This window comes from Paenibacillus residui (assembly GCF_042677205.1).
In the GTDB taxonomy this organism is placed as follows: Bacteria; Bacillota; Bacilli; order Paenibacillales; family NBRC-103111; genus Paenibacillus_L; species Paenibacillus_L residui.
Genome location: NZ_JBHTIU010000050.1, coordinates 19,455 through 43,306 on the forward strand (window position 1 = coordinate 19,455; position 23,852 = coordinate 43,306).

19 protein-coding genes are annotated in these 23,852 nt (G+C 54.8%); 16 read left to right on the plus strand and 3 right to left on the minus strand.

The window, feature by feature from the left end; genetic code table 11:
• The first annotated feature begins 88 nt into the window (after positions 1 to 88).
• Positions 89 to 469, plus strand: coding sequence for an NUDIX domain-containing protein (locus tag ACFQ03_RS15495; RefSeq protein ID WP_255453008.1), 381 nt, complete (start codon positions 89 to 91; stop codon positions 467 to 469).
• Positions 456 to 1,136 carry a deoxyribose-phosphate aldolase gene (gene deoC / locus ACFQ03_RS15500; protein WP_144934097.1) on the plus strand — a complete coding sequence of 227 codons (681 nt, stop codon included), beginning with the start codon at positions 456 to 458 and terminating at the stop codon, positions 1,134 to 1,136. Before ACFQ03_RS15495 ends, deoC begins: the two co-directional genes overlap by 14 nt.
• A 21-nt stretch (positions 1,137 to 1,157) precedes the next feature.
• On the opposite strand, the gene ACFQ03_RS15505 is transcribed toward deoC, so the two are convergent.
• Together ACFQ03_RS15505 and ACFQ03_RS15510 are read right to left on the minus strand one after the other, a co-directional pair.
• Positions 1,158 to 2,111, minus strand: coding sequence for a Na/Pi cotransporter family protein (locus tag ACFQ03_RS15505; RefSeq protein ID WP_144934099.1), 954 nt, complete (start codon positions 2,109 to 2,111; stop codon positions 1,158 to 1,160).
• A gap of 82 nt (positions 2,112 to 2,193) precedes the next feature.
• Positions 2,194 to 2,640, minus strand: coding sequence for a DnaJ family domain-containing protein (locus ACFQ03_RS15510; protein WP_150960036.1), 447 nt, complete (start codon positions 2,638 to 2,640; stop codon positions 2,194 to 2,196).
• 151 nt (positions 2,641 to 2,791) lie between these two features.
• Between ACFQ03_RS15510 and ACFQ03_RS15515 the strand changes: the two genes are divergently transcribed.
• From ACFQ03_RS15515 to ACFQ03_RS15570, 12 genes are all read left to right on the plus strand, one after another.
• Positions 2,792 to 2,953: a hypothetical protein gene (locus tag ACFQ03_RS15515; RefSeq protein WP_191964367.1), complete on the plus strand. Its 162-nt coding sequence runs from the start codon at positions 2,792 to 2,794 to the stop codon at positions 2,951 to 2,953.
• Positions 2,954 to 3,139: 186 nt separating this feature from the next.
• A complete protein-coding gene (gene addB, locus ACFQ03_RS15520) occupies positions 3,140 to 6,727 on the plus strand; it encodes a helicase-exonuclease AddAB subunit AddB (RefSeq protein WP_379289268.1) in 3,588 nt (1,195 codons plus the stop codon).
• Entirely contained in the window at positions 6,714 to 10,613 is a 3,900-nt protein-coding gene (gene addA / locus ACFQ03_RS15525; RefSeq protein WP_150960034.1) for a helicase-exonuclease AddAB subunit AddA, read from the plus strand. Before addB ends, addA begins: the two co-directional genes overlap by 14 nt.
• Complete coding sequence (locus tag ACFQ03_RS15530) at positions 10,613 to 11,803, plus strand: exonuclease SbcCD subunit D (RefSeq protein WP_144934105.1); 1,191 nt, start codon at positions 10,613 to 10,615, stop codon at positions 11,801 to 11,803. The genes addA and ACFQ03_RS15530 overlap by 1 nt, the downstream gene beginning before the upstream one ends.
• A complete protein-coding gene (locus tag ACFQ03_RS15535) occupies positions 11,800 to 15,348 on the plus strand; it encodes an AAA family ATPase (RefSeq protein ID WP_379289271.1) in 3,549 nt (1,182 codons plus the stop codon). Before ACFQ03_RS15530 ends, ACFQ03_RS15535 begins: the two co-directional genes overlap by 4 nt.
• 232 nt (positions 15,349 to 15,580) lie before the next feature.
• A complete protein-coding gene (locus ACFQ03_RS15540; protein WP_144934109.1) occupies positions 15,581 to 15,922 on the plus strand; it encodes a histidine triad nucleotide-binding protein in 342 nt (113 codons plus the stop codon).
• Positions 15,923 to 16,210: 288 nt separating this feature from the next.
• Positions 16,211 to 16,384 (plus strand): 30S ribosomal protein S21, encoded by a 174-nt coding sequence (gene rpsU / locus ACFQ03_RS15545; protein ID WP_144934111.1) that lies wholly within the window; start codon positions 16,211 to 16,213, stop codon positions 16,382 to 16,384.
• A gap of 12 nt (positions 16,385 to 16,396) precedes the next feature.
• A complete protein-coding gene (locus ACFQ03_RS15550; RefSeq protein ID WP_144934113.1) occupies positions 16,397 to 16,840 on the plus strand; it encodes a GatB/YqeY domain-containing protein in 444 nt (147 codons plus the stop codon).
• Between the two features lie 287 nt (positions 16,841 to 17,127).
• Entirely contained in the window at positions 17,128 to 18,486 is a 1,359-nt protein-coding gene (locus tag ACFQ03_RS15555; protein ID WP_150960033.1) for an NfeD family protein, read from the plus strand.
• A 72-nt stretch (positions 18,487 to 18,558) separates the two neighbouring features.
• Positions 18,559 to 19,551, plus strand: a complete 993-nt coding sequence (floA, locus tag ACFQ03_RS15560; protein ID WP_144934117.1) for a flotillin-like protein FloA — start codon at positions 18,559 to 18,561, stop codon at positions 19,549 to 19,551.
• A gap of 43 nt (positions 19,552 to 19,594) precedes the next feature.
• A complete protein-coding gene (locus ACFQ03_RS15565) occupies positions 19,595 to 20,086 on the plus strand; it encodes a hypothetical protein (RefSeq protein WP_144934119.1) in 492 nt (163 codons plus the stop codon).
• A gap of 70 nt (positions 20,087 to 20,156) precedes the next feature.
• Complete coding sequence (locus ACFQ03_RS15570) at positions 20,157 to 21,284, plus strand: PQQ-dependent sugar dehydrogenase (RefSeq protein WP_150960031.1); 1,128 nt, start codon at positions 20,157 to 20,159, stop codon at positions 21,282 to 21,284.
• Here ACFQ03_RS15570 and ACFQ03_RS15575 read toward each other — a convergent pair.
• Positions 21,268 to 21,435 carry a hypothetical protein gene (locus ACFQ03_RS15575; RefSeq protein WP_186328258.1) on the minus strand — a complete coding sequence of 56 codons (168 nt, stop codon included), beginning with the start codon at positions 21,433 to 21,435 and terminating at the stop codon, positions 21,268 to 21,270. The genes ACFQ03_RS15570 and ACFQ03_RS15575 overlap by 17 nt on opposite strands.
• A gap of 729 nt (positions 21,436 to 22,164) precedes the next feature.
• Between ACFQ03_RS15575 and yqfC the strand changes: the two genes are divergently transcribed.
• The gene (gene yqfC / locus ACFQ03_RS15580; RefSeq protein WP_144934123.1) at positions 22,165 to 22,446 is read left to right on the plus strand and encodes a sporulation protein YqfC; all 282 of its coding nucleotides are present in this window, start codon (positions 22,165 to 22,167) and stop codon (positions 22,444 to 22,446) included.
• Between the two features lie 16 nt (positions 22,447 to 22,462).
• A complete protein-coding gene (gene yqfD, locus ACFQ03_RS15585; RefSeq protein WP_144934125.1) occupies positions 22,463 to 23,686 on the plus strand; it encodes a sporulation protein YqfD in 1,224 nt (407 codons plus the stop codon).
• The last annotated feature ends 166 nt before the right edge of the window (positions 23,687 to 23,852 follow it).

Consider the following 23,852-nt stretch of genomic DNA (forward strand, 5'->3'; position numbering starts at 1 on the left):
ATTTTCATAATGAAAGGGAGGAACGCCGGTGGAGGTATCAGCGGGCGGTGTTGTCTTTAAAGAAGAGGACGGAAGGTATTGGATTCAAATGATCCAGGACCGTTACGGTAAAATCACTCTGCCGAAGGGAAAGATGGAGCCGGGTGAGACGAAGGAGCAGACGGCGTTGAGGGAAATCGCCGAGGAGACCGGCATTGAAGGCGAGATCATCGAGCCGATCGAGACGATTTCCTATCAGTTCTCCCATCCGAAGCACGGCAATATGGATAAGGAGGTCCATTATTTTCTGGTTCGCGGCATCGGCGGGAATCTTCAGGCCCAGGTGGAGGAAATCCGCGGAGTGGAGTGGCTGGAGCCTGTGGAAGCTTGGCGTCAGCAGATCCAGTATGGCTACAGCAATAACGATTCCGTACTGTGCAAAGCGTTGAAGAAGCTGGGAATAGAGGTGAGCAGCGATGGAATGGAATAGAAGCACTCTGGCCCGGACGATCGATCATACACTGCTTAAGCCGGATGCACGGGCAGAAGCCATTCGTACCCTGTGCGAAGAGGCTGTTCGTCACCATTTCTACAGCGTATGCGTTCATTCGGGGTGGGTGGCTTATTGCCGGGAACAGCTCCAAGGCTCAGACGTTCGCATAAGCGCGGTTTGTGGTTTTCCGCACGGCGCCAACGGCAGCGAGGTCAAGGCGTATGAGGCTGCCCAGTCCGTGAAATGGGGTGCTGCTGAAATCGATATGGTGCTGCCCATCGGAATGCTGCTGGATCATCGTTTCACAGAGGTGGAAGCCGATATTCAACAGGTGGTTGCAGCGGTGGAGGGACAAGCCGTAGTCAAGGTCATTCTGGAGACGGGATATTTGAACAGCGAGCTGGTAAGAGCGGGCTGCCGCCTGGCCGAGCAGGCCGGTGCAGGCTTTGTTAAGACAAGCACCGGATTCGGCCCGGGAGGAGCAACGGCAGAGGTTGTCCGGTTAATGAGGGAGTCTGTGTCTTCTTCCATGGGGGTCAAAGCATCCGGAGGCGTACGCGACGCCGCAACGGCGATAGCGATGCTGGAGGCGGGAGCCACTCGGATCGGCACCAGCTCCGGCATCGCTATCGTTAGCGGGCTGCAGGGAATGGAAGATTACTAGGCCGGGGCTCCCGCCGGCCGATCACTTCAGTCTTCTAATAAGCGGTGTATAACAGAGCGGAAGAGCGATCAACGAACAAGCGATATTGAAAATCGTCTGGGCCCGGGCGACCTGCAGGGAAGGAGAATCCGCCATCCAACTGACGATGGTGCCGAGGGAGCCTATCAGCGGGTAGAACAGAAGGGCCCCGCCGACGTTAAGCAAAATATGCGTCCAGGCTACATATCCGCCGTACCGGCTTCCGCCGATGCTGGCAATGAGGGCCGTTACGCAGGTTCCAACGTTGGCGCCGATGATGATGGCGATTCCGACGTCCAGGGAGATGACTTGGACGGAGGCCAGCGACATAGCCATTGTAATGGTCAGTACACCGCTGTGAATGATAGCGGTCAGGATGGCCCCGGCAATCATCGCCCACAGCAGACTGCTCTGGGATTGCTGCACGAACCAGGCGAACAAACCGCGCGAACGCAGATGGGGGATAATGGACTGCATCACTTCCAGACCTAGCAGAATGCAGGAGAAACCGACAACAGCCAACGCCCCGTTGCGGACATGCCTTTTCCATAATTGCGGATAAGCGGGAAGGTCGGGCAGGACGAATGTGGAAAGCCAGATCACAAGCGAGACCATGAATATGCTCAGGGAATGCTTGTGCAGATTCAGGCCGATCAGCTCCGTGGTCAGACACGTTCCGATATTCGTACCCAGTATGATGCCGAGCGTTTGCGGAAAGCGCATTAGCCCTGCATTGACGAGGCCGATCGTGATCACGGTAACGGCTGTGCTGCTCTGCATCGCCGCAGTAATGCCGGTGGAAGCGATCATTCCGCGAAGCGGTGTTTTTGTAAATCTCTCCAGCAAGGTTTTCAGATATTGACCGGCCCATTGATGGAGCGCGGCTTCCATCACTTTCATGCCGAGCAGAAAAACAGCCAGCCCCAGCGCCATAGGGATAAATATAGTCGTAAACATGACGGCCTGTCTCCTTTTTCATAGTTAGTCCATGTATATGTCTGAAAAAGGAGATCCATGATACAAGCCTGCCCTTAGCCGCTTAATCCCATTTATCCAATTGTGTCTTAACGGTCTCCAAGTATACTTTGTTGCGCTGCAAAAGAGGACTGGGAACCATTTGATTATATTTTCTGATGTTAAGGTTAATTTCCTCCAACTCCCGATTCAGTTCCGCATCCTCCTTCTCCCCCGCTTTAATCCGGTTGCAGATACGGAGCAGCCGGCCGCGTATTTCCATACGCAGCTCCACCCATGGAGGAAGGTAGTTGGCGTTCTTGAGAATGGAGCTCAGCACATCGCCATCCTCCAGCTTCAGAGGCTTGCCCTTGCCTGGCAGGTCGTCCATGCCGCCCCTCTCTTCAAAATCCCGGTAAATTTCCTCCATCCATGTGTGAGTCATCTTGTCGGACGACGGTACAGCATCCTCAGCGAGCTGCTGGGGCAGCGGTTGTTCCGAACCTTCGGCAGGATTGCGTTTTTTGCTCATCTGTTCATCCGTCCTTTCCTTTAATCGGATTTCTGATTAATAAATTCATTGACGTGATTCCGGTTCGTTTCCGAATTTCCTCAGAGGCAAAATAGCTCCCCGATCGTCCCGTATAACGAGAATGCTGACATTAGGCTGTGGAGGATTCGGGATGGATTTGTGGATAGCAGGGAGCCAGGAGCTAAAGGGGGCTTACAACAGGAGTATGACTGATGCAGGAAAGGTTCATGCAAAGATCAGTTGGAATTCGAAGAAGGTATTCGAAAGCGTAGAAGGCTTCTTGTATATTTTAGCACAGGAATTTACTGGATGATTTGGATACGGTGAATCAATTGTGAACGGATATTGAAAATTCATAAATTTTCATTTGATCCGGCCTGGATTGCAGGGCAGGGCTCTCTATCTCCAGTTTTTGGACCGGGTCTGATGGGAACGGATGATCTCCCTATCTGCAAGGAAATATGATAGAATAAATAGACAAAGCGAAGGGGGACGACGCATGGATATCAGGATGGTCATCGGTCGGGCGGGCAGCGGCAAGAGCGAGCTGTGTCTGACGGAAATCCGCGAACGGCTGGAGAAGGAACCGGACGGCAGACCGCTTATTCTCCTTGTCCCGGAGCAGGCAACCTATCAGGCGGAGCAGGCGCTGGTGTCCGCACCCGGTTTATCCGGAACGATACGTGCTCAAGTATATAGCTTTCCAAGACTGGCTTGGCGCATCATGCAGGAAACAGGAGGAACCGCGGGGATTCCGATTGACGAAACCGGGAAGACCATGCTGCTGCAGCGGATTCTTAACAAGCATAAGGATAATCTCCGGCTATTCCGGCATTCTGTCGCACAGGTCGGATTTGCCAAAGAGGTGCTGTCGCTGTTCAGCGAACTGAAGAGACAGTGCATCACTCCCGATGAACTCGCGCAGCAGCATGAGCGGCTGACCCCGTTGTTGGCGGAGCAGCCCGGGACTCTGGAGCAGAAGCTGGAAGATTTGCTGAAAGTATACATAGATTACGAGAAGGAATTAACTAAACAATATTTGGATGCGGACGCCTTCGTGGAGCGGATGGCGGCTCAGCTTAGGAATTGTCCCTGGATCCGGGAGGCGGATATTTGGGTGGACGGCTTCTTCGGATTCACTCCGTTGGAGCACGCCGCTCTGGTCCAATGCATGCTTCATTGCCGCAGCGTTACGGTCACCCTCTGTCTGGACAAGCCTTATGATGCGGGGGAACAGCCGAATGAGCTGGATTTATTTTATCCAACGGCGATGACGATGATACGGCTTCGGGAGCGTATGGAAGCCGTTGGTCTGCCGAATCCGCGGATTATCCGGCTGGCGCAGGAAACGCCTCCGCGTTATGCCGCGAATGCGATGCTGGCTCATTTGGAACGCCATTATGAGCATCGATTGTCCGCGGCCAAGCGGGCTTACCGGGAACGGCAGCTTGACGGGACCGAGCCGCAAGGTTTGTCGATCCGGTCGGCGGTTCATCGCAAGGCGGAGGTAGAAGGGGTGGCCAGACAGATGCTTCGGCTGGCCGCGGACCGCGGGCTCCGCTGGCGGGACATGACCATTATGGTAAGAGATATGGACGGGTACGGGGATTTGCTGACCACCGTTCTTCAGCAGTTCGGTATCCCTCATTTTATAGATCAGAAGCGCCCGATTCTTCACCATCCGCTGGCGGAGTTCATCCGTTCCGCATTGGAAGTCGTCATCCGGAATTGGCGTTATGATGCGGTATTCCGCTGTGTGAAGACGGATTTCTTCCTGCCGCTGACGGAATCCGGGGAGAACCCCGTTACGAGACACGCTATGGACGAGCTGGAAAATTACGTTCTAGCGGCCGGAATTCAAGGATCGCGCTGGCTGGATGACAGGGCATGGGAGTTCAGGGTGCAGGCCGCCCTTGAGGAGGAAGACGGGATAACCGGATATCGCCCCGATCCCGAGTATGTTGCACGAATTCAAGCCTGCCGCAGATTGGTGACGGAGCCGCTGTCCGCTTTCCAGAGAAGCTTCTCGCAGGCGGAGAACGTCCGGCAAATGGCAGAAGCGCTGTATGCGCTGCTGATAGATTTACAGGTCCCCGAACGATTGGAGCGATGGAGCGAGGAATGCATCCGGAATGGCAACCCGGAGAAAGCCCGCGAGCATTCCCAGGTATGGGACAGGATAGTTGAACTGCTCGACCAGCTGGTGGAGATGCTGGGCGAGGAGAGTATCGGGCGTGAGATGTTTGCGGAGATGGTCGATTCCGGACTGGACAGCATAAGGATGGGGCTTGTTCCTCCTTCGCTGGATCAGGTGCTGATCGGAACCATTGACCGGACCCGTTCCACACGCGTGAAGTATTGTTTCGTACTGGGAGTTAATGACGGTGTGCTGCCGGCCAAGATCAACATGGACGGAATACTGTCCGAGAATGAACGCGAGTTTCTGCGGGAAGCCGGAGTGAAGCTTGCAGACGGAGGCCGGCGCAGGCAATTGGATGAGCAATTGCTCATCTATTCGGTTCTATGTGCACCTTCCGAGCACCTGTGGCTGAGCTACCCGCTTGCGGACGAAGAAGGAAGGGCGCTGCTGCCTTCAGAAATCATCCAGCAGATTCAGGCTCTGTTTCCATCCGTCAAGGAGAAGCTGCTGCTGGCCGAACCGGACTCCTCCTTGTCCGAGGAGGAGCAAATGCAGTTTATTTCCCCTCCGGGACAAGCCGTCTCCCACTTATTCATCCGGATGAAGCAGTGGATGAAGGGGGAGGAGATGGCCGAATTTTGGTGGGAGGTCTACAACTGGCTGCAGCAACGGCCCCAATGGCGGGACAAGCTGGAGATGATGGTCCGGGCACTTGACTTTAGCAATGCCGAAGCCGCACTGTCCGCAAGCTCCAGCCGGCTTCTCTACGGCGACCAGCTGAAAGCCAGCGTATCGCGCATGGAGCGGTTTGTCGCCTGCCCGTTTTCCCAGTTTGCCTCGCATGGGCTGAGGCTGGCGGAGCGCAGGGTCTACCGGCTGGAGGCGCCTGATATCGGCCAGCTGTTCCATGCGGCTCTCAGCGGGCTGATCGGCTCCCTGCAGCAGGAGCAGGCCGACTGGGCGCTGCTCAGCAGAGAGCAGCTGGAGCATCGGGCCTCCGAAATGGTGGACAGGCTCGCCCCGCGGCTGCAGAGCGAAATTTTGCTCAGCTCCCCCCGCTACCGCTACATAGCCAGGAAGCTTAAAGGAATCGTCGGGAAGGCTTCCGTCATTCTGGCCGAACACGCGAAGCGAAGCGGATTCGTACCGGTCGGGCTTGAACTCGGATTTGGGCCCGGGGAGACGCTGCCCCCGCTTACCTTCCGGCTGAACAACGGCTGCACGATGGAGATTGTGGGCCGAATTGACCGGGTAGACCGGGCGGAGAGCGAGCGCGGACTGCTACTCAGGGTCATCGATTACAAATCGAGCCGAACCTCGCTGCATCTGGCCGAGCTTTATTATGGATTGTCCCTGCAGATGCTTACCTATCTGGATGTCGTTCTAAGCCACTCCGAGGTTTGGCTCGGACAGAAGGCGCGCCCGGCCGGGGTGCTCTATTTCCACGTGCATAACCCGCTGGTCCGCACCAAATATCCGATTTCCCGGGAAGACGCCGAAGCGGAGACACGCAAGCAATTTAAGATGAAGGGGCTCGTTCTGGCCGACGAGGAAGCGGTGAGGCTGATGGACAGAGACCTGCAGAGCGGCTATTCCCAGTTGATCCCCGTTGCCTTGAAAACGGACGGGAGCTTCTATTCCTCCGCATCGGTGGCCACTCCCGAGCAATGGGACCGGCTGCGGGGGTATGTCCGCAGCAAAATCCGCAGCATCGGCACGGAAATTACAGAGGGGAATGTCAGCATCACCCCGTTTCGCCTGGGGGGGAAATCCGCCTGCACCTTCTGCCCCTTCAAGCCGGTCTGCCAGTTCGACCCGCTGCTTAAGGGCAATGATTTCCGCATTCTCGAGAGAAAGGACAGCGTGGACATCTGGACAAGTCTGGAGGACGCTGCTTCGATGGACAGCTTAAGTAAAGGAGGGAAGGCCGACAATGAACCGCAATGAAGAGCAGGAAAATAACTTGTCGGATGTGATTGAGGCCAAGGCCCCGCCTGTCAAGCCGGCTCAATCGGCCTGGACGGATGAGCAGTGGGAGGCCATTACCCGGACGGGACAGAACATTCTCGTTGCCGCAGCCGCAGGATCGGGTAAGACGGCGGTGCTCGTAGAGCGGATCATTCGCCGGATATCCGACGAAAACCATCCGGTCGATGTCGACCGTCTGCTGGTTGCCACCTTTACGAAAGCGGCCGCTTCCGAAATGAGGCAGAGAATTCGCGACGCCTTGGAGAAGGCTCTGTACGACAAGCCGGATTCCGCCTATTTGAAGAAACAGCTGGCTCTCATTCACCGCGCTTCGATTACGACGCTGCATTCCTTTTGTCTGGAAGTCATCCAGCGGCATTTTCAACGAATTCCGCTTGATCCCGGCTTTCGGATAGCCAACGAGACGGAAGCGGCACTGCTGCGCCAGGATGTGCTGGAGGAGCTGTTCGAGCATTATTACAGCCATGAGGACGAAACCAGCGAATTCTGGAACATGCTGGAATGGTTTGGAGGGGACCGAAGTGACGAGGCGGTGTTTGCGCTGGTCCTCCAGCTTTATGATGCCTCGCGCAGCCATCCTTTGCCAGACCGGTGGCTGGACCAAATGTGCGAGTTTTTCAATACGGATACGATGGAGCCTTCGCTCTGGTTTGACAGCCTCATACGCGATGTCCGGCTGGAGCTGGAAGGAATAGCCGGATTGCTGCAGGAGGCGTCCCGTCTGGCTGAACAGCCGGGAGGCCCGGCACCGTATTTGGCCAATCTGGCGGATGAAACGGCGATGATATCTCAGTTAATGGGATTATGTGGAGAAAGCTGGGAATCGCTCTATGAACGGTTCCAGACCGCTTCGTTCGGACGGTTGAAGCCATGCCGGGGGGAAGGTCTGGATAAGTCGCTGCAGGAGAAGGTCAAGGCCATCCGGGATACGGCCAAGGAGCGGTTCAACGCCCTGCGCGAAGAGCTGTTCACCCGCTCGCCCGAACAGTATAAAGCGGAGCTGAAGGCGATGCATCCGGTCATGGGCATGCTCGTGGAGCTTGTGCGCCAGTTCGCCGTCCGGTTCTCGGAGGCGAAACGGGGCAAAGGCTTGATCGACTTTGCCGATTTGGAGCACTATTGCTTGCAGGTGCTGAGCGATCCGGATGCGGGAGGCGGATTGAAGCCGTCGGAGGCCGCGCTGGAGTACAGGGAACAGTATGTGGAAATATTGCTGGATGAATATCAGGATACCAACCGGGTGCAGGAGGCGATAGTCGAATTGCTGTCCCGCGAGGATCGGGGTAACCGGTTTATGGTGGGCGATGTCAAGCAGAGCATCTATCGCTTCCGGCTGGCGGAGCCCAGCTTGTTTCTGGAGAAATACCGCTCCTTCCGGCAGGATGGAAGCGGGAAAGGGCGACGCATAGATCTTGCCCGGAATTTCCGCAGCCGAAGACAAGTGGTGGACGGAGTCAATTTTGTGTTCAAGCAGGTCATGAACGAGACGGTAGGGGAGATCTCCTATGACCGGGATGCCGAGCTTGTGTACGGGGCTGAATATTATGAGCAGGCCCCCGGAAAGCGGGAGCTTCCGGTGGAATGGATGCTGATCGACCGTGCCGGCGGGGATCGTGCGGTGGAGCCGGAGGACGGCCCGGATGAGGCGGAGGAAGCGGCGGGGCAGGGCAAGGAGAGCTCCTCGTTCGCCGAGGAAATCCGTGAGATGGAAACGGCTCAGTTGGAAGCCAGGTCCATCGCCCTGCAAATTCGCAAACTGATGGGCGGAACCGGGGAGGAGCCGTTCCAGGTATATGACAAAAGAGAAAACGGCCTGCGGCCTGTACAGTACCGGGATATCGTCATTTTGCTGCGGGCAACGCACAGTTGGGCGCCGGTTTTCATGGAAGAACTGAGGCAGCAGGGCATTCCCGGCTATGCGGATTTGAATACGGGATATTTTATGGCGACAGAAGTGGATATTATCCTTTCTCTGCTCAAGATCATTGACAATCCATATCAGGATATTCCTCTTGCTGGGGTGCTTCGCTCCCCGATTGTCGGACTCCGGGCGGATGATCTGGCCATCGTTAGAACGGCTGACCGCAAAGGGGATTTCTATAAAGCATTGCTGCAGTTTATCGAAGATCCGGACGACGGGCATCGGGAGCTTCGCCATAAGCTTCGGGTATTTATTGAACGTCTGGAGAGGTGGCGGACCGCCGCACGCCAGAGCTCCCTGGCCGATTTGATCTGGTCGCTGTATCAGGAGACCGGGTATTACGATTTCGTCGGGGGGATGCCGGGAGGGGTTCAGCGCCAGGCCAACCTGCGCGCTCTGCATGATCGCGCCCGGCAATATGAAGCGACCTCGTTTCGCGGGCTGTTCCGTTTCCTGCGGTTTGTCGAGCGGATGCAGGAGAGCGGCGGAGATTTGGGAACTGCCAGGGCATTGGGCGAGCAGGAGGATGTCGTCCGCATCATGTCCATTCACAAGAGCAAAGGGCTGGAGTTCCCGGTCGTATTCGTGGCGGGCATGGGCAAGGCGTTCAACCGTCAGGACCTGAATTCGCATTTTCTCATTCACAAGGAATTGGGGCTGGGCCCTTATTATGTCGATTTGGACAAAAGGATCAGCTATCCTTCGCTGCCTACTCTGGCCATACGCCGGAGAATGCGGCTGGAGATGCTGGCCGAGGAGATGCGGGTGCTCTATGTCGCGCTGACGAGAGCGAGAGAGAAATTATTTCTGCTCGGCACGGTGCGTTCGCTGTCGAGACAATTGGAATTATGGGCGCGCAGCGATTTGCAGTCGCCGGTACTCCCGGATTACGAGCTGGCCCAGGCGAAATGCTACCTGGATTGGATCGGGCCGGCCTTGATCAAGCACGAGCATTGTCAGCCGCTGAGAGAGATGGGGCATATGCTGAATCCGACACCGGATTGGGCGGCAAGGGACCGTTCGGAGTGGAAGGTGTCCGTTATTTATCCGGCAATGCTCGTTCAGGAGGCGGCGGCCGCGGAAGAAGCTTCCGCTCTGCAGGCGGAGAGAATGGAGGCGGTCCGGCACCTGCAGCCGGTCGAATCGGCAGAATCCGCGGATAGGGAAGAAGTGAACCGGCGGCTTTCCTGGTCTTATCCGTTCGCGGATGCCGTGAAGCTGCTGTCCAAAACGTCCGTATCCGAAATCAAACGAATGCATGAAGAGAAAGTATGGAGCCTGTCGGACGATATCGCCGCTCCTGCGGCAGCCCCCTCTTCGCTGCAGGCGCATCTGTTTCGCCGTCCGCGATTTATAGAGCAGTGGCAGCTCAGTGCGGCGGAGAAGGGAACGGTCTACCATGCAGTTATGCAAAGACTGCGGCTTCATCCGGAACTGGACGAGAAGGATATTCTCGAGGAAATGGAGCGGATGGTGGAGCTTCGCCTGCTGACCGAAGAGCAGCGCCAAGCGGTGGATCCGTCGGTCATTTCCGGATTCTATCAAACGGTTGCAGGCAAAAGGATGCTGCGGGCGGGAAGGGTTCAGCGCGAGGTGCCGTTCAGCTATGGACTTCCCGCCGGCGAAGTGTATCCGAATACGTCTTCGGGTGCCAAGGATGAGACGATACTCATTCAAGGGGTGGTCGACTGTCTGTTTGAGGATGAGGAAGGGCTTGTGCTGCTGGATTACAAAACCGATGCGATGAAAGGGCGCCCGCCGGAAGAGCATGCCGAACGGTATAAGGTTCAGCTCGGCTTATATGCGCGGGCTGTCGAGCAGATTTGGAAACGGCCGCTGTCGGACATTTATCTGTACTTCTTCGATGGCTCCCATCTCGTGGAGATGGGCGGGAAGGTAAAGCGGCGACTGGAGGTGGACTAATGCGAATATTACATACCGCCGATTGGCATCTCGGGCGGACGCTGGAAGGAAGAAGCCGGCTGGAGGAGCAGGAAGCCTTCCTGGACGAGCTGGTCGGGATTGTGCGGGATCAGCAGATCGATCTCGTGCTGATGGCGGGAGACGTCTATGATACGGTAAATCCTCCGGCCCAGGCGGAGAAGCTGTTCTATGAGAGCATATCCCGTCTGGCCGACGGGGGAGCGCGGCAGATTGTCGCCATCGCCGGGAATCACGACAATCCCGAGCGTCTTGCGGCATCCGCACCTCTGGCTGACCGTCAAGGGATTACACTGCTTGGCCTGCCGGGCACCGAAGCGATGCCGCTGGATATCCGCCGGACCGGAGAGCGGGCGATGCTCTACGCCCTGCCGTATCCATCGGAATCCCGTCTGAAGGAGCTGCTGTCCGAGGACGCGGATGAGGAAAGTCTGCAGGTCGTTTATTCGGACCGGATCGGGGCCATGATCCGCCAGGCTTCGCAAAGCTTCTCCAAGGATACGGTCAATTTGATCATGAGCCATATTTATGTGCTCGGCGGGGCGGAGTCCGATTCAGAACGGCCGATCCAGGTAGGCGGAGCTTATACCGTTAACGCGAAGGCCTTTGGCACGGCGGCGGATTACGTCGCTCTCGGCCATCTTCACCGCCCGCAATCGGTGAAGGCGGACGTGCCGGTCAAATATTCGGGCTCTCCGCTTGCCTACAGCTTCTCGGAAGCGGGGCAAGCCAAATCAGTCACGGTACTCGATATATCCCCCGGTGGAACACTGAGGACGGAGGAGATTTATCTGTCCAGCGGGCGTCCGCTCGTTCGTTGGAAAGCGGCGGAAGGAATCGCTCAAGTATACCGCTGGTTCGAGGAGAACAGGGATGCTTCCGCGTGGATCGATTTGGAAATCCATCTGGAGGAAGCTCTGACTATGGAACAAATTCAGGGCTTGCGCAAGCAGCGAGGCGGGATTGTGCAGATCCGCCCGATTTTCACCCAAGCTTCCGAGCAGCTTCCGGAGGAGCAGGAGAGGCTGCCCATCGACGAAATGTTCAGCCGCTTTTATTCGCGGCAAACCGGTGGAGCCCAACCTGAACCGGAATTAATTCGTCTGTTTATGGAGCTGCTTAATGCCGAAGAGGATTCCGATTCAGAATCAGCAGGGGAGGCGAGAGGATGAGGCCGGTCTATTTATCGCTATCCGGATTGCAGAGCTATCGCGAGAAGCAGGAGGTAGATTTCACCCGTCTGTGCGACGCGGGCGTGTTCGGGATTTTCGGGCCGACGGGAAGCGGAAAATCGACGATCCTCGATGCCATCACATTAGCCCTCTATGGCAAAGTGGAGCGCGCCAGCAACGGGACGCAAGGTATTCTGAACCATGCGGAGAAGGTGCTGTCCGTTTCCTTCGTGTTCGAATTGTCCTATTCGGGAGGGGTCAAGAAATACCGGGTAGAAAGGCAGTTCAAGCGCGGTAATGAATTGTCCGTGAACAATACGATCAGCCGTCTGATCGAAGAAGCGAATGGGGAAGGGGTCGTCCTGGCGGATAAAGCATCCGAGGTAAACCAGCGGATTCAGCAAATTCTGGGCTTATCCATGCAGGATTTTACGAGGGCCGTCGTGCTTCCGCAAGGGAAATTCGCCGAGTTCCTGTCTCTCAAAGGAAGCGAGCGAAGGCAGATGCTGCAGCGGTTGTTTCACCTGGAGCAGTACGGCGATTTGTTGAATGCGAGAGTCAGCCGCAAGCTGAAGGATACGGAGGCTGCCGTCAAGGAACTGGCGGCGGAGCAGCAGGGGCTCGGGGACGCCTCCCGGGAGGCGGTTGCGGCAGCGGAGCAGCGCTTCCAGTCGGCGGCGGAACAAGCCAAGGAGAAGCGGGAACTGCGATTGCTGGCAGACATGAGATGGGAAGAGAGCCGCAAAATATATATGCTGAAGCAGGAGGCAGCGGCACTCCGCCAGGAATGGCAGGCGCTGGCCGGGAGGGAGCCGGAAATCCGGGCCATGGAGGAAGGAATACAGCGGGCCGGACAGGCCGAGCTCCTGTATCCGCTCTTTCGGGAATGGGAGGAAGCCCGGCGATGGTCTGCCGAGAAGCTAAGGTTACATAATGAAATTAAATCCGGCTTCGAACGGATGTCGCGAATGCATGACGAGACGGCGGCACAGTATACGGAAGCCAGACAGCGGCTGGCCGAGCATGAAGCTCCACTGCGCATTCGCATGGAAGAGCTGCAGCAAGCTCTTCGGCTGGCGGAGGAAGCGGGGCGGAGCGAGGCTGCCCTTCATGCGTTGGATTCTCGTAAACAGGAGGCTCTTCTGCATAAGCAGAAGACGGAGGAGGAGCTGCTGAAGGAGCGGCAAATCCATGCCAAGGCCCTTCGTTTGCAAACGGAGCTGAAGGAGCGGAAACAGCTTGTCGAGGTCCCTTCCGAGGAGCGGCAGCGTCTTCAGGATGCTTCCAAGGCACAGCAGAAGTGGGAAACGCTGGCCCGTCAGCGCGCCGAAGGAGAGCGGGAGGCACAGGAGGCGGAGGAGCGTCTGGCCCTTGTGGAGAAGGAGGAGCGGGAAGTCCGATCCGGACAGGAGCGTCTGGCGAACCGCCTGCAGCTTCACTGGTCCGAGACGGTCAGGCAAGCGGCTTCCGCAGCACAATTGGAGCGGTCGGCCGCGGCACTTCTGCGGGAAGCCAATGACTGGCTGCGGCGGATTGAGGAGGAGGAGCGGGAGCAGGAGCTTGGCCGGCTGGCGTCGATGCTGGCCTCCTCCTTAAGCCCGGGCGACGCATGCCCGGTGTGCGGCTCGCTCCATCATCCGGCACCCGCTCAGGCCCACACGGCGCACGAATACGCAGGGGAGATCAAGGTGCTGAAGCAGGTGGCCGAGGAAGCCAAAGACCTGCAGGTACAGGCCATGCAGCTGAAGCTGTCCGTCGGCCATTTGGCGGAGAAGCTGGCGGACCGGATAGGCGGCGCTTCTCTGCAGGAGGCTGCGGCGGCTGCCGCCGAGGCGGCAACGCCACCGGAGGGCGGAGCGTCCATGGCTGCCCGGTATGCGGAATCGGCAGAGGCCTTTATCGGTCAGACCGCCAAGGACGGCAAAGAATCTGTTCCGGGACCGAACGTATCGGGTGATGAGGCCGAACAGGTGCACTTGCATAAGCTTGCGAAGGTGGAGGAGCAGGCCGACAAGCTGCTTGAACATGGACGAGCTCTGCGGGAGCGGCTGGAAGGCGAGAAGAACGCATTAGCCCGTATGGAAGGGCAGATGCGGGACTTGTTCGCAGAGTGGACGCTTCTGGAGCAGCGGCGTGGAGAGCTGGCAGCGCGGAAGGATGCTTTACGCACCGTGAAGGACGGCGGCGTCCGCAAGCTGGAGGCCGTCCGTGCGGAAATGGATCTTCAGGAACGGGAATGGCAGCGAAGGTTTCCCGATCTGAACAGGGACACTCTGGAGGAGCAGCTTGCCGCTCTGCATCACAAGGATAAAGAACGGGAGGAACTGAACGAACGGCTGGACAAGAGCGTTGTTTTCCTGGAAAACTCGTTAGCGAAGCTTAACGAGCTGCAAGCGGAGATGGTCGAACGGGACAAAGAATTGCTGCAATTGGATACGGAGCGCAAGGGGCTGGAGCAGCTGCTCTCGATGCAGAAGCAGCAGTTAGCGGAGAAGGCGGGCCATGAGCCGGTCGATCGTCAACTCTCGGAGGTTAAGAGCCGTCTGGAACGGCTTGTTGCCGAGGAGAAGGAGCAAGCTGCCAGACTCGAGAAGGTCCGGGCCGAGCTGCAGGAGCTGAACCGGCAATTCATTGCTTCCGGCCAAGATTGCAGCGCCGCCGATCAGCAGCTGGCCAAGACCGAGGCCCATTGGCGCAAGGCACTGGAGCCGTCCCCGTTTGCCGGGGAAGAGGAGGTTCGCAGGGCGCTGCTTACGCCCGAACGGCTGCAGCAGTGGTCCTCCGAAGTCGCCGAATATCGGGACAGGAAGTCTCGCCTGGAAGCCAGGTTGGAGCATATCGACGGCCAGTTGTCCGGGGCCGACATTACGGAAGCGCAATGGCAGGAAATCCAGAGAGCGAAGGAAGAGGCGCATCTGCTTGATGAACAGGCGCTGAGCGAGCGTGCCAAAGCGGAGCGGGATCTGGAAGACCTGAAGAACAAGCACGCCCACTGGACCGAGCTGGAAGCCAAGCGTGCCCGGAACGAAGAGGAATACGGGCGGCTGCATAAATTGCAATCCGTGTTAAGAGGGAATGCTTTCGTTGAGTTCATAGCCGAGGAACAATTGATGCAGGTGAGCCGTTCCGCCTCGCACAAGCTGGGTCAGCTTACCCGTCAGCGCTATGCGATTGAGATCGATTCCAGCGGGGGATTCGTTATCCGGGACGACGCCAACGGCGGAATCCGGCGCCCGGTCAGCTCCTTGTCGGGAGGGGAGACGTTCTTGACCTCCCTTGCGCTCGCCCTTGCGCTGTCTGCCCAGATTCAGCTTAGCGGCCAGTATCCGCTCGAATTTTTCTTCCTGGACGAAGGCTTCGGGACATTGGACCCCGACCTGCTGGATACGGTGATCGGCGCTTTGGAGAAGCTGCATACCGACCGTTTAACGGTTGGCATTATCAGCCATGTGCCTGAGCTGAAGGCACGCCTTCCCCGCCGCTTGATCGTGCAGCCCGCCGAGCCCTCGGGACAGGGCAGTCGGCTTTATGTGGAGAGCTTGTAGCTATAACTAATAAGGCTTCCGCTTCCCGAATAAATCGTGATTCTTTCTCCATGAGTTGAACACGTATCCTATAATTGGTTAAACTATGTTTATCGGGGACGCTTTAGCTGTTAAGAATCCGGCTTCTACAGCCGGTTTATGATTAGACGGGCCAGTCTCCATTTGATTTTACCGATGCCCGGCATCGCTGAACAAGCTTACTATGCATTTAAACGAAGGGATGATTATGGTCATGGATTGCATCTTTTGTAAAATTATCGAAGGTTCCATTCCTTCGAAGAAAATCTATGAGAACGACAAGGTGCTTGCTTTTCACGATATCCAGCCGGCCGCACCCGTTCATGCTCTTATAATTCCCAAGAAGCACATCGCCACCATGAATGATGTCCAGGAGGAAGATGTGGAGGTTATTGGAGAGATTCATCTCGCCGCACAAGAGGTTGCGAAACAGCTTGGAGTTCATGAGAGCGGATATCGGCTGCTTAATAACTGCGGCAAGAATGCCGGGCAAGTCGTGTTTCATCTTCATTATCATCTGTTGGGCGGCGAGAAGCTGGGTCCTTTAAACGGTTAATTCTGCGGAACTGTCAACATAGATTTTCATCCGAACTCCTCTCATGCGGGAAGCAAACCGCTCGAAAAATAGTTTCTTAATAAATAGGAGAGGCGAAGCTAGGTATAAGAAAAACCGCTCGTTTAACCAACTGAAGGAACCGGAAGAACGCCGTGAGGGCAAGGAGCCGCAGCATAGTTTGGGTTATGTTGGGAGGTAGGTTGACACCCGCTTTCCTTATAACATATAATGAAGTTTGATACCCGTGTTAGTCGTTTTGGACGGTCTGTTCGGAGGGAGGGAAATCTGGTGTCAGAAACAAAAGTTCGTAAGAATGAAACAATAGATGCTGCTCTTCGCCGCTTTAAACGTTCCATCGCTAAAGATGGAGTGCTGGCTGAGGTAAAAAAGCGTAAGCATTACGAAAAGCCCAGCGTTAGACGTAAGAAGAAGTCGGAGGCCGCTCGGAAGCGGAAGTTCTAGGAGGACTTATTGATGAGCTTAAGTGATCGATTGAACGAAGATATGAAGCAGGCGATGAAGAGCCAGGATAAATTCAGACTCTCCGTAATCCGAATGATCCGCTCCGCGATCAAGAATATTGAAATCGATCAGCGTAGATCGTTGGATGACAACGAAGTGCTTGATATAATAAGTCGTGAAATCAAACAGCGAAAAGATTCCCTCCAGGAATTCGAAAAAGCAGGCCGAGAGGATTTGGCGCAAGCTGCTAAAGCAGAAATTGCCGTCATTGCCGAGTACCTTCCGCAGCAATTGACGGAGGAAGAGGTTAGAGTTCTTGTACAGCAGACCATCCAGGAAACGGGCGCTTCTTCCAAAGCGGAAATGGGCAAGGTGATGGGTGCTCTTATGCCGAAGGTAAAAGGGCGCGCAGACGGCAAGCTCGTCAATCAGTTGGTACAACAACTGCTGAATTAAACCGACAACTGGTGAAACACCCCGTTCAGGGGTGTTTTTTACTATCTTACGGAATACGCAGACAGGTTTCTGATCCGCAGCTTAGGCTGCGGATCAAAAACCGCTACTAGGCATGTTTTACTGGTTCCTATGGAGCGGTTGCAGTACATAATTTTCCAGTCGGGAGTAATCATATTTACAAGGCAGACGACTTTTGCAAAAATTTGTTTAAGCTTTGAAACATATGCCAAAACTTTACGTAGTACTTTGTAAAAGGCTGCGAGAAAACCAAGAAAGGAGGGGGAACTATGCTCAAAAAAAGAATTATGCAGGTGGTCTGGTTATTGCCTTTGTTGTTAATGCTGCTGCCCTTTGCAGGAATCCATGCGGAGAGCCAGCCCGCTTCATCCCGTGCCGTATATATCATCCCGGTGCATCAAACGATTGAAAGCGGTCTGCAGAGCTTCCTGGAGAGAGCCTTTAAAGAGGCGCACGAAGCTTCTGCCCAACTTATCGTCCTGGATATCAATACGCTAGGCGGCGAGATTACCGCAGCTATGGAGATTGGGAACCTCGTAAGAGACAGCAAAATTCCTACGGTCGCTTTCGTTCATGGAGACGCAGCATCTGCGGGTACCTTCATTGCCTTGAATGCCAATGAAATCGTAATGTCTCCGGGGAGCGTCATTGGCGCGGCGGCTATCGTGGATGCGAGCGGCAGGGAAGTGGATAATGCCAAGCACATCTCCTACTGGGTAGAATCGATGGAATCGGCTGCCAAGATGAGAGGGCGCAACCCGGTTATCGCTGCGGGAATGGTCGATAAAAATATCGTGGTCGAAATTCCCGAAGCCGGCCGAACATTTGCTAAGGGACAACTGGTCTCGCTCTCCTATGATGACGCCCTGAAAGCCGGTTATTCCGAGCATACCGCAGCAACTCTCGAAGAAGTGCTGAGCTTCAAAAATGTACAGGAGGCTCCGCGCATATTTGTAGAACCGAGCACAGCGGAGAACCTGAGCCGGATTCTTACAAGCCCCGTAGCCAAAACCTTGTTATTGCTGATCGGTATCGCCGGCGTAGCGATTGAACTGTTCGTTCCGGGCTTCGGCTTGCCGGGCATCCTGGGGGCTCTCGGGTTCGGCTTATACTTTTTTAGCCATTATATTGCCGGTTTTGCCGGGATTGAGGAGATTGTTTTATTTGTTCTCGGCATCATTTTGCTCATTATAGAAGTTGTCGTTCCGGGCTTTGGATTGTTTGCCGCGGCCGGTACCATTTCCCTGATCAGCGGGGTTGTGATGGCTTCCTATAATACGGCGAGCGGTTTGAAATCGTTGGGGATTGCCGTGATTCCCGCTATTATCCTGATCGCCATCTTTATTAAGATCTTTAAGCGTAAAGGAGTATGGAAGAAATTCATTCTGAGTGAAGAGCAGAAGAATGAGGAAGGGTATACAAGCAGTTCCGTCAAAGACCATCTGTTAGGAAAAAACGGAGTGGCTTTAACGGTCCTTCGCCCATCCGGCACCGCATTGATCGGTGAAGAACGCATTGATGTGGTCACCTTTGGGGATTACATTGATAAAGGCCGGAAAATTAAAGTAACCCAAATAGAAGGAACACGGGTAGTCGTCCGCGAACTTAATGAGGATGAGATCGGCTAGAGCCGGATCCAGGCTGAGCCCCGAGGCTCATTAAGACAGATAACAATAAAATGAATCAGGAGGTTGTTACATTTGGCTGATCTAGATATTTTTACTTTGTTGATCGCAGCGCTGGTTATTATTGTGCTGGCCGTATTTTTCAGCTTTTTCCCGGTGATGCTGTGGATTTCCGCACAAGCCTCCGGCGTACGCGTCGGGATTTTCACCCTGGTGGCCATGCGCTTGCGTCGTGTCATTCCCAGCCGGATTGTCAATCCGCAAATCAAGGCTACCAAAGCGGGACTTGGGCTGTCCATTAACCAATTGGAAAGCCATTTTCTCGCCGGGGGGAATGTTGACCGGGTAGTCAATGCTTTAATCGCGGCACAGCGTGCGAACATAGCGCTTGGCTTCGAACGTGCGGCTGCCATTGACCTGGCCGGACGGGATGTGCTGCAGGCCGTACAAATGAGCGTTAACCCGCGAGTGATCGAAACTCCGATGGTTGCCGCCGTAGCCAAGGATGGAATTGAAGTAAAAGTTAAAGCGCGCGTTACGGTACGCGCGAACATCGACCGCCTGGTCGGGGGTGCGGGAGAAGAAACGATCATTGCCCGCGTCGGAGAAGGAATAGTCACGACAGTAGGTTCCTCCAACACTCACAAGGACGTGTTGGAAAATCCGGATTCGATCTCCAGAACCGTACTTGGCAAAGGCTTGGACGCCGGAACTGCGTTCGAAATTTTGTCTATCGATATTGCAGATGTAGATGTAGGTAAAAATATCGGAGCCCACCTCCAAACCGAGCAAGCGGAAGCGGACAAGCGGATTGCCCAAGCGAAAGCGGAAGAACGCCGCGCCATGGCCGTTGCACAGGAGCAAGAAATGAAGGCCAAGGTAGTGGAGATGAAAGCGAAGGTCGTCGAAGCCGAATCCCAGGTTCCGCTGGCTATGTCGGATGCTCTGCGCCAAGGCAAGCTTGGAGTCATGGATTATATGAACTTGAAAAATATAGAATCCGATACCCAAATGCGTTCCAGCTTCGGACGCATGCAGGGAATGGATGACAAGAATGACAAGGAATAACCCTGGCTTCCTCACCATAAACCGAAGCAAAGGGGGGGACTAAGTGGGAATTATCGAGTATTTGTTGGATAACATCCATATCGTTATTATTGTGCTTGCCATTATATCTACTTTGGTGTCGAAGTCCAAACCCGGCAAGCCGAAAAATACGAGAAGCATGCCTCCTTTCGGAGGGGGGCCGGTCCAACCGGCCTCATCATCGGATCGTTCCCCGGAGACCGTTCCAAGAGCGGACCGGCCGGACAGAGAGGCTATGGATCGGCGATCGGTCATAGAGGATAAGCCGCTCTACAGTCATGATGATGAAGAAGAAGAGAGATACCGGGAAGTCTTCCGCTATGAAGAACCGGAATCCGGGCAACCGGCTGCCAACGCCTCGGCTACCGGTTCCCGCCGGACCTTCGATCATCGCTCTGAAGCGGATAGGCTGAAAGAGAAGGAAAGGGCTGACCAACTGCAGCGCAAAGCGATCCAAGGTATTATCTGGTCCGAGATTCTCGGGCCGCCCCGCTCCAGAAGACCTTACCGCAAGTAATTACACACCCCTGCCGGGTTCAGCCGGCAGGGGCATTTCCATATTCACTCATAGTAAAGGAGTGGCCCAAATGATAAAGAGTATCGGGATCTTCTTGATCCTCCTGCTTACAGCAGCCTGTTCCCCGGACAAGGCTGTGGACAGGCCAGAGGCGACGGGTCCGGTCATGGGGCAGGAGGAAGAAGGACGTTTACCGCATGAAGCGGAGATAATAGCCGAGCAATTAAATGTTCCCTGGGAAATGGTATTTACCCCCGAGGGAGATATTTTATTTACGGAAAGACCCGGACAAATCCGGCTTATTAGGCAGGGAAAGTTAGTGGAGGACCCGGTATTCCGGTTTGAAGAACCGTTCATAAGCAAAGGGGAAGGAGGGCTGCTGGGTCTTGAAATCGACCCCGATTACTCTAATAACGGTTATTTGTATGCCTATCATACCTATGAGGAGAATGGCCGGGTTATGAACCGGGTGCTTCGTCTGCAGCAGAGGGAAAGCCGGATCGAAGTGGACAAGATATTGATAGCTGATATTCCCGGGGATACGAATCATAATGGAGGGCGTATTAAATTCGGGCCGGACGGGCTGTTATACATCACGACCGGAGAGCGGTATGAACCTCAGCTTGCCCAAGATTTGCAGAGTCTGGGCGGGAAGATCCTGCGCATCCATCCGGACGGGACGATTCCGGAGTCCAATCCTTTTTCGGGTTCGCCGGTCTATAGCTGGGGACATCGCAATGCCCAAGGATTAGCCTGGCATCCGGATACCGGCAAGCTGTACAGCTCCGAGCACGGCCAGACAGCGCGGGATGAGATCAATCTCATTGAGCCGGGGAAAAATTACGGCTGGCCGGTGATTAGCGGCGACCAGGAGCAGGACGGAATGGTCCGACCGCTGCTGCACAGCGGGGATGATACCTGGGCGCCCTCGGGTATGACCTTCATAAGCCAGGGCCCTTGGAAAGGCAGGCTGCTTGTGGCTAATTTGCGCGGGATGCAGATTCTCGCGGTTACCTGGGGAGCGGATCATACTTCAATCGAGCATACCTCTGCACTATTTCACCATGAGCTGGGGAGAATTCGCAATGTTACAGAAGGTCCGGACGGCTCCCTGTATGTAATGACCAATAATCGCGACGGGCGGGGTACACCCGGACCAGGGGACGACAAGTTAATTCGGCTCAAGCCGTTGTTTTAATCCCCATCTCTCTCATTTCTCCTTGAAATCCTCGTCTTTCAGCTTTCATATCGTTATGAAGAAGAGCCGGCCAGGCTCTTTTTTGCCACATAGGAATCTTTAAGTTCTTTACAGTGTTAATATGGTGCTGAATAAAGATTCCAATTGGCATAAAAAGCACCTCTTTAGCCACCGCTCAGTTCCGTAGACTCCCGTTTTATGCGACTCTTTGAGACAGTCCCGGTCATCCGCCTAATTGTGTAGAAAGACAATCAAAACTGCAGGTCTTTTTGGGAAAAAGCCGCGCAGTGCCTTATTCTAAAGCGATAGTGCAGGTCTTTGGAGCGATTTTTGCGAAATGGCCCCATTTTGTCAAAAAAGACCTGCACATTTGAGCGTCTTTCGCTTCTTTTTAGAAAAAGGCAGAATTCTAATGTACTTTTGTTCGTCTTTACGATGTCCTTACGGACCCAGATGCGACCTTCATGCATGAACAATGGGTGGCTTTCTCTTGCCTATCATTTTGCTACAATGGGCAGCGATGAAAGAGAAGAGTAGGTGGGTGCGGAAAATTGACCGCCAGCCTCGCTCTTTTTTTGGAAAGCATTCACGATTTAGTCGGTTCAGGCCGTTTCTCAGCAGTTTGGAAGCTGCTTGGGACGGCTTCTTGTTTTTTTGCATGACATTTGCGCGGCACCACGAATGCCCCAAGATGATTGGCGAGGCGGGATTTGCAAGAGTCACTATGGGTTTTCATTAAGTCACAATTGGTTAAGTTGGAGCGTCGCGAAGGCGGTTTTTCTGAACAATCTGTTACCAGCGGAGAGTCCTTTTTTCATAAATGGCGAAGCATCGGCATAATTTGTAAAAAAGCCTATCAGTTCGGGGGGATGAGCGAGGCATGCGCTCCATTAAAAAGAAGCTCAACATGATGACCGCGAAGCTGCTCGAAGTGCCTCAGGATGTCATCCTTGATCTGCCCAGATTGACGATGATCGGTAATATGCAGCTCTACATCGAAAACCACAGAGGGGTCCTGCATTTTTCCAGTGAATTGCTTAAGCTGGCGCTCGGGCAGGGGGCGCTGGAGGTCCGCGGGGAAAATTTGGTCATGAGGGGCATACAGACGGAGGAAGTCTTCATCGAGGGCAAGATCCACGATATTAAATACATCAATTCATAATAAAGGGTGAATGCGGGTGCGACCAAATATCATTTCCAGGCTCAAGGGATATGTGACTATTGAATTGCGCGGGGAAAGGCTGGAGGAATTCATCAATCTGGCTGCCTCTTCCCGTCTCGTTCTGTGGGACATGCAGATTAAACAGCCGAATCTGGCCGAGGTGAATTTGCATATCGAAGATTTTTACAAGCTTCGTCCGCTTTTAAAAAAGACAGGCTGCCGCATACATCTTCTTAAAAGATACGGGTTTCCTTTTTTCCTGGACAAGCTGTGGAAACGAAAGTTTTTCATTGCCGGTCTATGCTTCTTCATCGTCGGTCTCTTCCTGCTATCCTCCATCGTCTGGAAGGTAGAAGTGGAAGGAAACGAGAAGCTGATGAAGATGGAAATTTTGGAGAAGGCGAAGCAGCTCGGGATCTATGAATATCAATGGAAGTTTCGTCTGGGCAACCAGGAGGATTTGGCCAGGGAGCTTCACAAACAGCTTCCCGGGGTGGCCTGGGTGGGGGTGAAGGTAGAAGGCACCCACATTAAGATACAAGTGGTGGAGAGCGCCAGTCCCGAGCAGAAGGAGCTTAAAAGTCCGCGTCATCTGATCGCCTCCAAAAATGCGGTCGTTACTAAAATTTTAGCGGAGAAAGGAAAGCCGGTCGTCCAACCTGATCAGTATGTGCGGAAAGGGGACTTGCTTATTTCCGGACTGATCGGCAACGAGCAGTATCAGCAGACGGTAGTTTCGCAGGGACAGGTCAAAGGATTGGTCTGGTACACAAGCAAAATCGAAGTTCCGATGGTTCGCAAATATAAAACTTATACCGGAGAGTCCTACCGCCGCTTCTATCTTGTCTTCGGAAACCGGGCGCTGCAGCTAACCGGCTATGGCACTTCATATGAACAATCCGAGCAGGAAGCTTCGCGCAAAACGCTCCAATGGAGGAACTACGGCCTGCCGGTCGGCTGGATGAATGAGAAGGTGCGAGAGGTTCGTTACCTGGAAGAGCCGTTGGAACGGGAAGCGGCGCGTCAGATCGGTCTGGAGCGGGCTCGGGCGGATATTCTCCACGGAGCGGGTGAGGATTCGAGAATCACCTCGGAGAAGGTGTTGAAGGAGCAGGAGGAGAACGGAGTGCTGGTGATGGAGGTTCATTTCGAAGTGGAGGAGAACATTGCCGTCGAGCAGCCGATCGTAAACTTGCCTCCGGAAGCGGACCCGGCCCCGGGAGAGAGCCCCGTCAGCTAGCACCTGCCGATAACGTCCCGACCCATGGAGCTTGAGAGAGGCCGCTATTGGGAGAGGGTATACGCTTTTGGTTCGCAGCGAATAAACAGCGTAAAGCAGCCTTCACAAGCTTATGCAGAAGTCTATATCAAACTAGCAAAAACCGGTTACGATAACAGCCGCTTCT

Coding starts and splice junctions, on each gene's coding strand:
- ACFQ03_RS15495 (WP_255453008.1), top strand. CDS start 89: ATGATCCAGGACCGTTACGGTAAAATCACTCTGCCGAAGGGAAAGATG.
- deoC (WP_144934097.1), top strand. CDS start 456: ATGGAATGGAATAGAAGCACTCTGGCCCGGACGATCGATCATACACTG.
- ACFQ03_RS15505 (WP_144934099.1), bottom strand. CDS start 2,111: ATGTTTACGACTATATTTATCCCTATGGCGCTGGGGCTGGCTGTTTTT.
- ACFQ03_RS15510 (WP_150960036.1), bottom strand. CDS start 2,640: ATGAGCAAAAAACGCAATCCTGCCGAAGGTTCGGAACAACCGCTGCCC.
- ACFQ03_RS15515 (WP_191964367.1), top strand. CDS start 2,792: ATGGATTTGTGGATAGCAGGGAGCCAGGAGCTAAAGGGGGCTTACAAC.
- addB (WP_379289268.1), top strand. CDS start 3,140: ATGGATATCAGGATGGTCATCGGTCGGGCGGGCAGCGGCAAGAGCGAG.
- addA (WP_150960034.1), top strand. CDS start 6,714: ATGAACCGCAATGAAGAGCAGGAAAATAACTTGTCGGATGTGATTGAG.
- ACFQ03_RS15530 (WP_144934105.1), top strand. CDS start 10,613: ATGCGAATATTACATACCGCCGATTGGCATCTCGGGCGGACGCTGGAA.
- ACFQ03_RS15535 (WP_379289271.1), top strand. CDS start 11,800: ATGAGGCCGGTCTATTTATCGCTATCCGGATTGCAGAGCTATCGCGAG.
- ACFQ03_RS15540 (WP_144934109.1), top strand. CDS start 15,581: ATGGATTGCATCTTTTGTAAAATTATCGAAGGTTCCATTCCTTCGAAG.
- ACFQ03_RS15550 (WP_144934113.1), top strand. CDS start 16,397: ATGAGCTTAAGTGATCGATTGAACGAAGATATGAAGCAGGCGATGAAG.
- ACFQ03_RS15555 (WP_150960033.1), top strand. CDS start 17,128: ATGCTCAAAAAAAGAATTATGCAGGTGGTCTGGTTATTGCCTTTGTTG.
- ACFQ03_RS15570 (WP_150960031.1), top strand. CDS start 20,157: ATGATAAAGAGTATCGGGATCTTCTTGATCCTCCTGCTTACAGCAGCC.
- ACFQ03_RS15575 (WP_186328258.1), bottom strand. CDS start 21,435: ATGCCAATTGGAATCTTTATTCAGCACCATATTAACACTGTAAAGAAC.
- yqfC (WP_144934123.1), top strand. CDS start 22,165: ATGCGCTCCATTAAAAAGAAGCTCAACATGATGACCGCGAAGCTGCTC.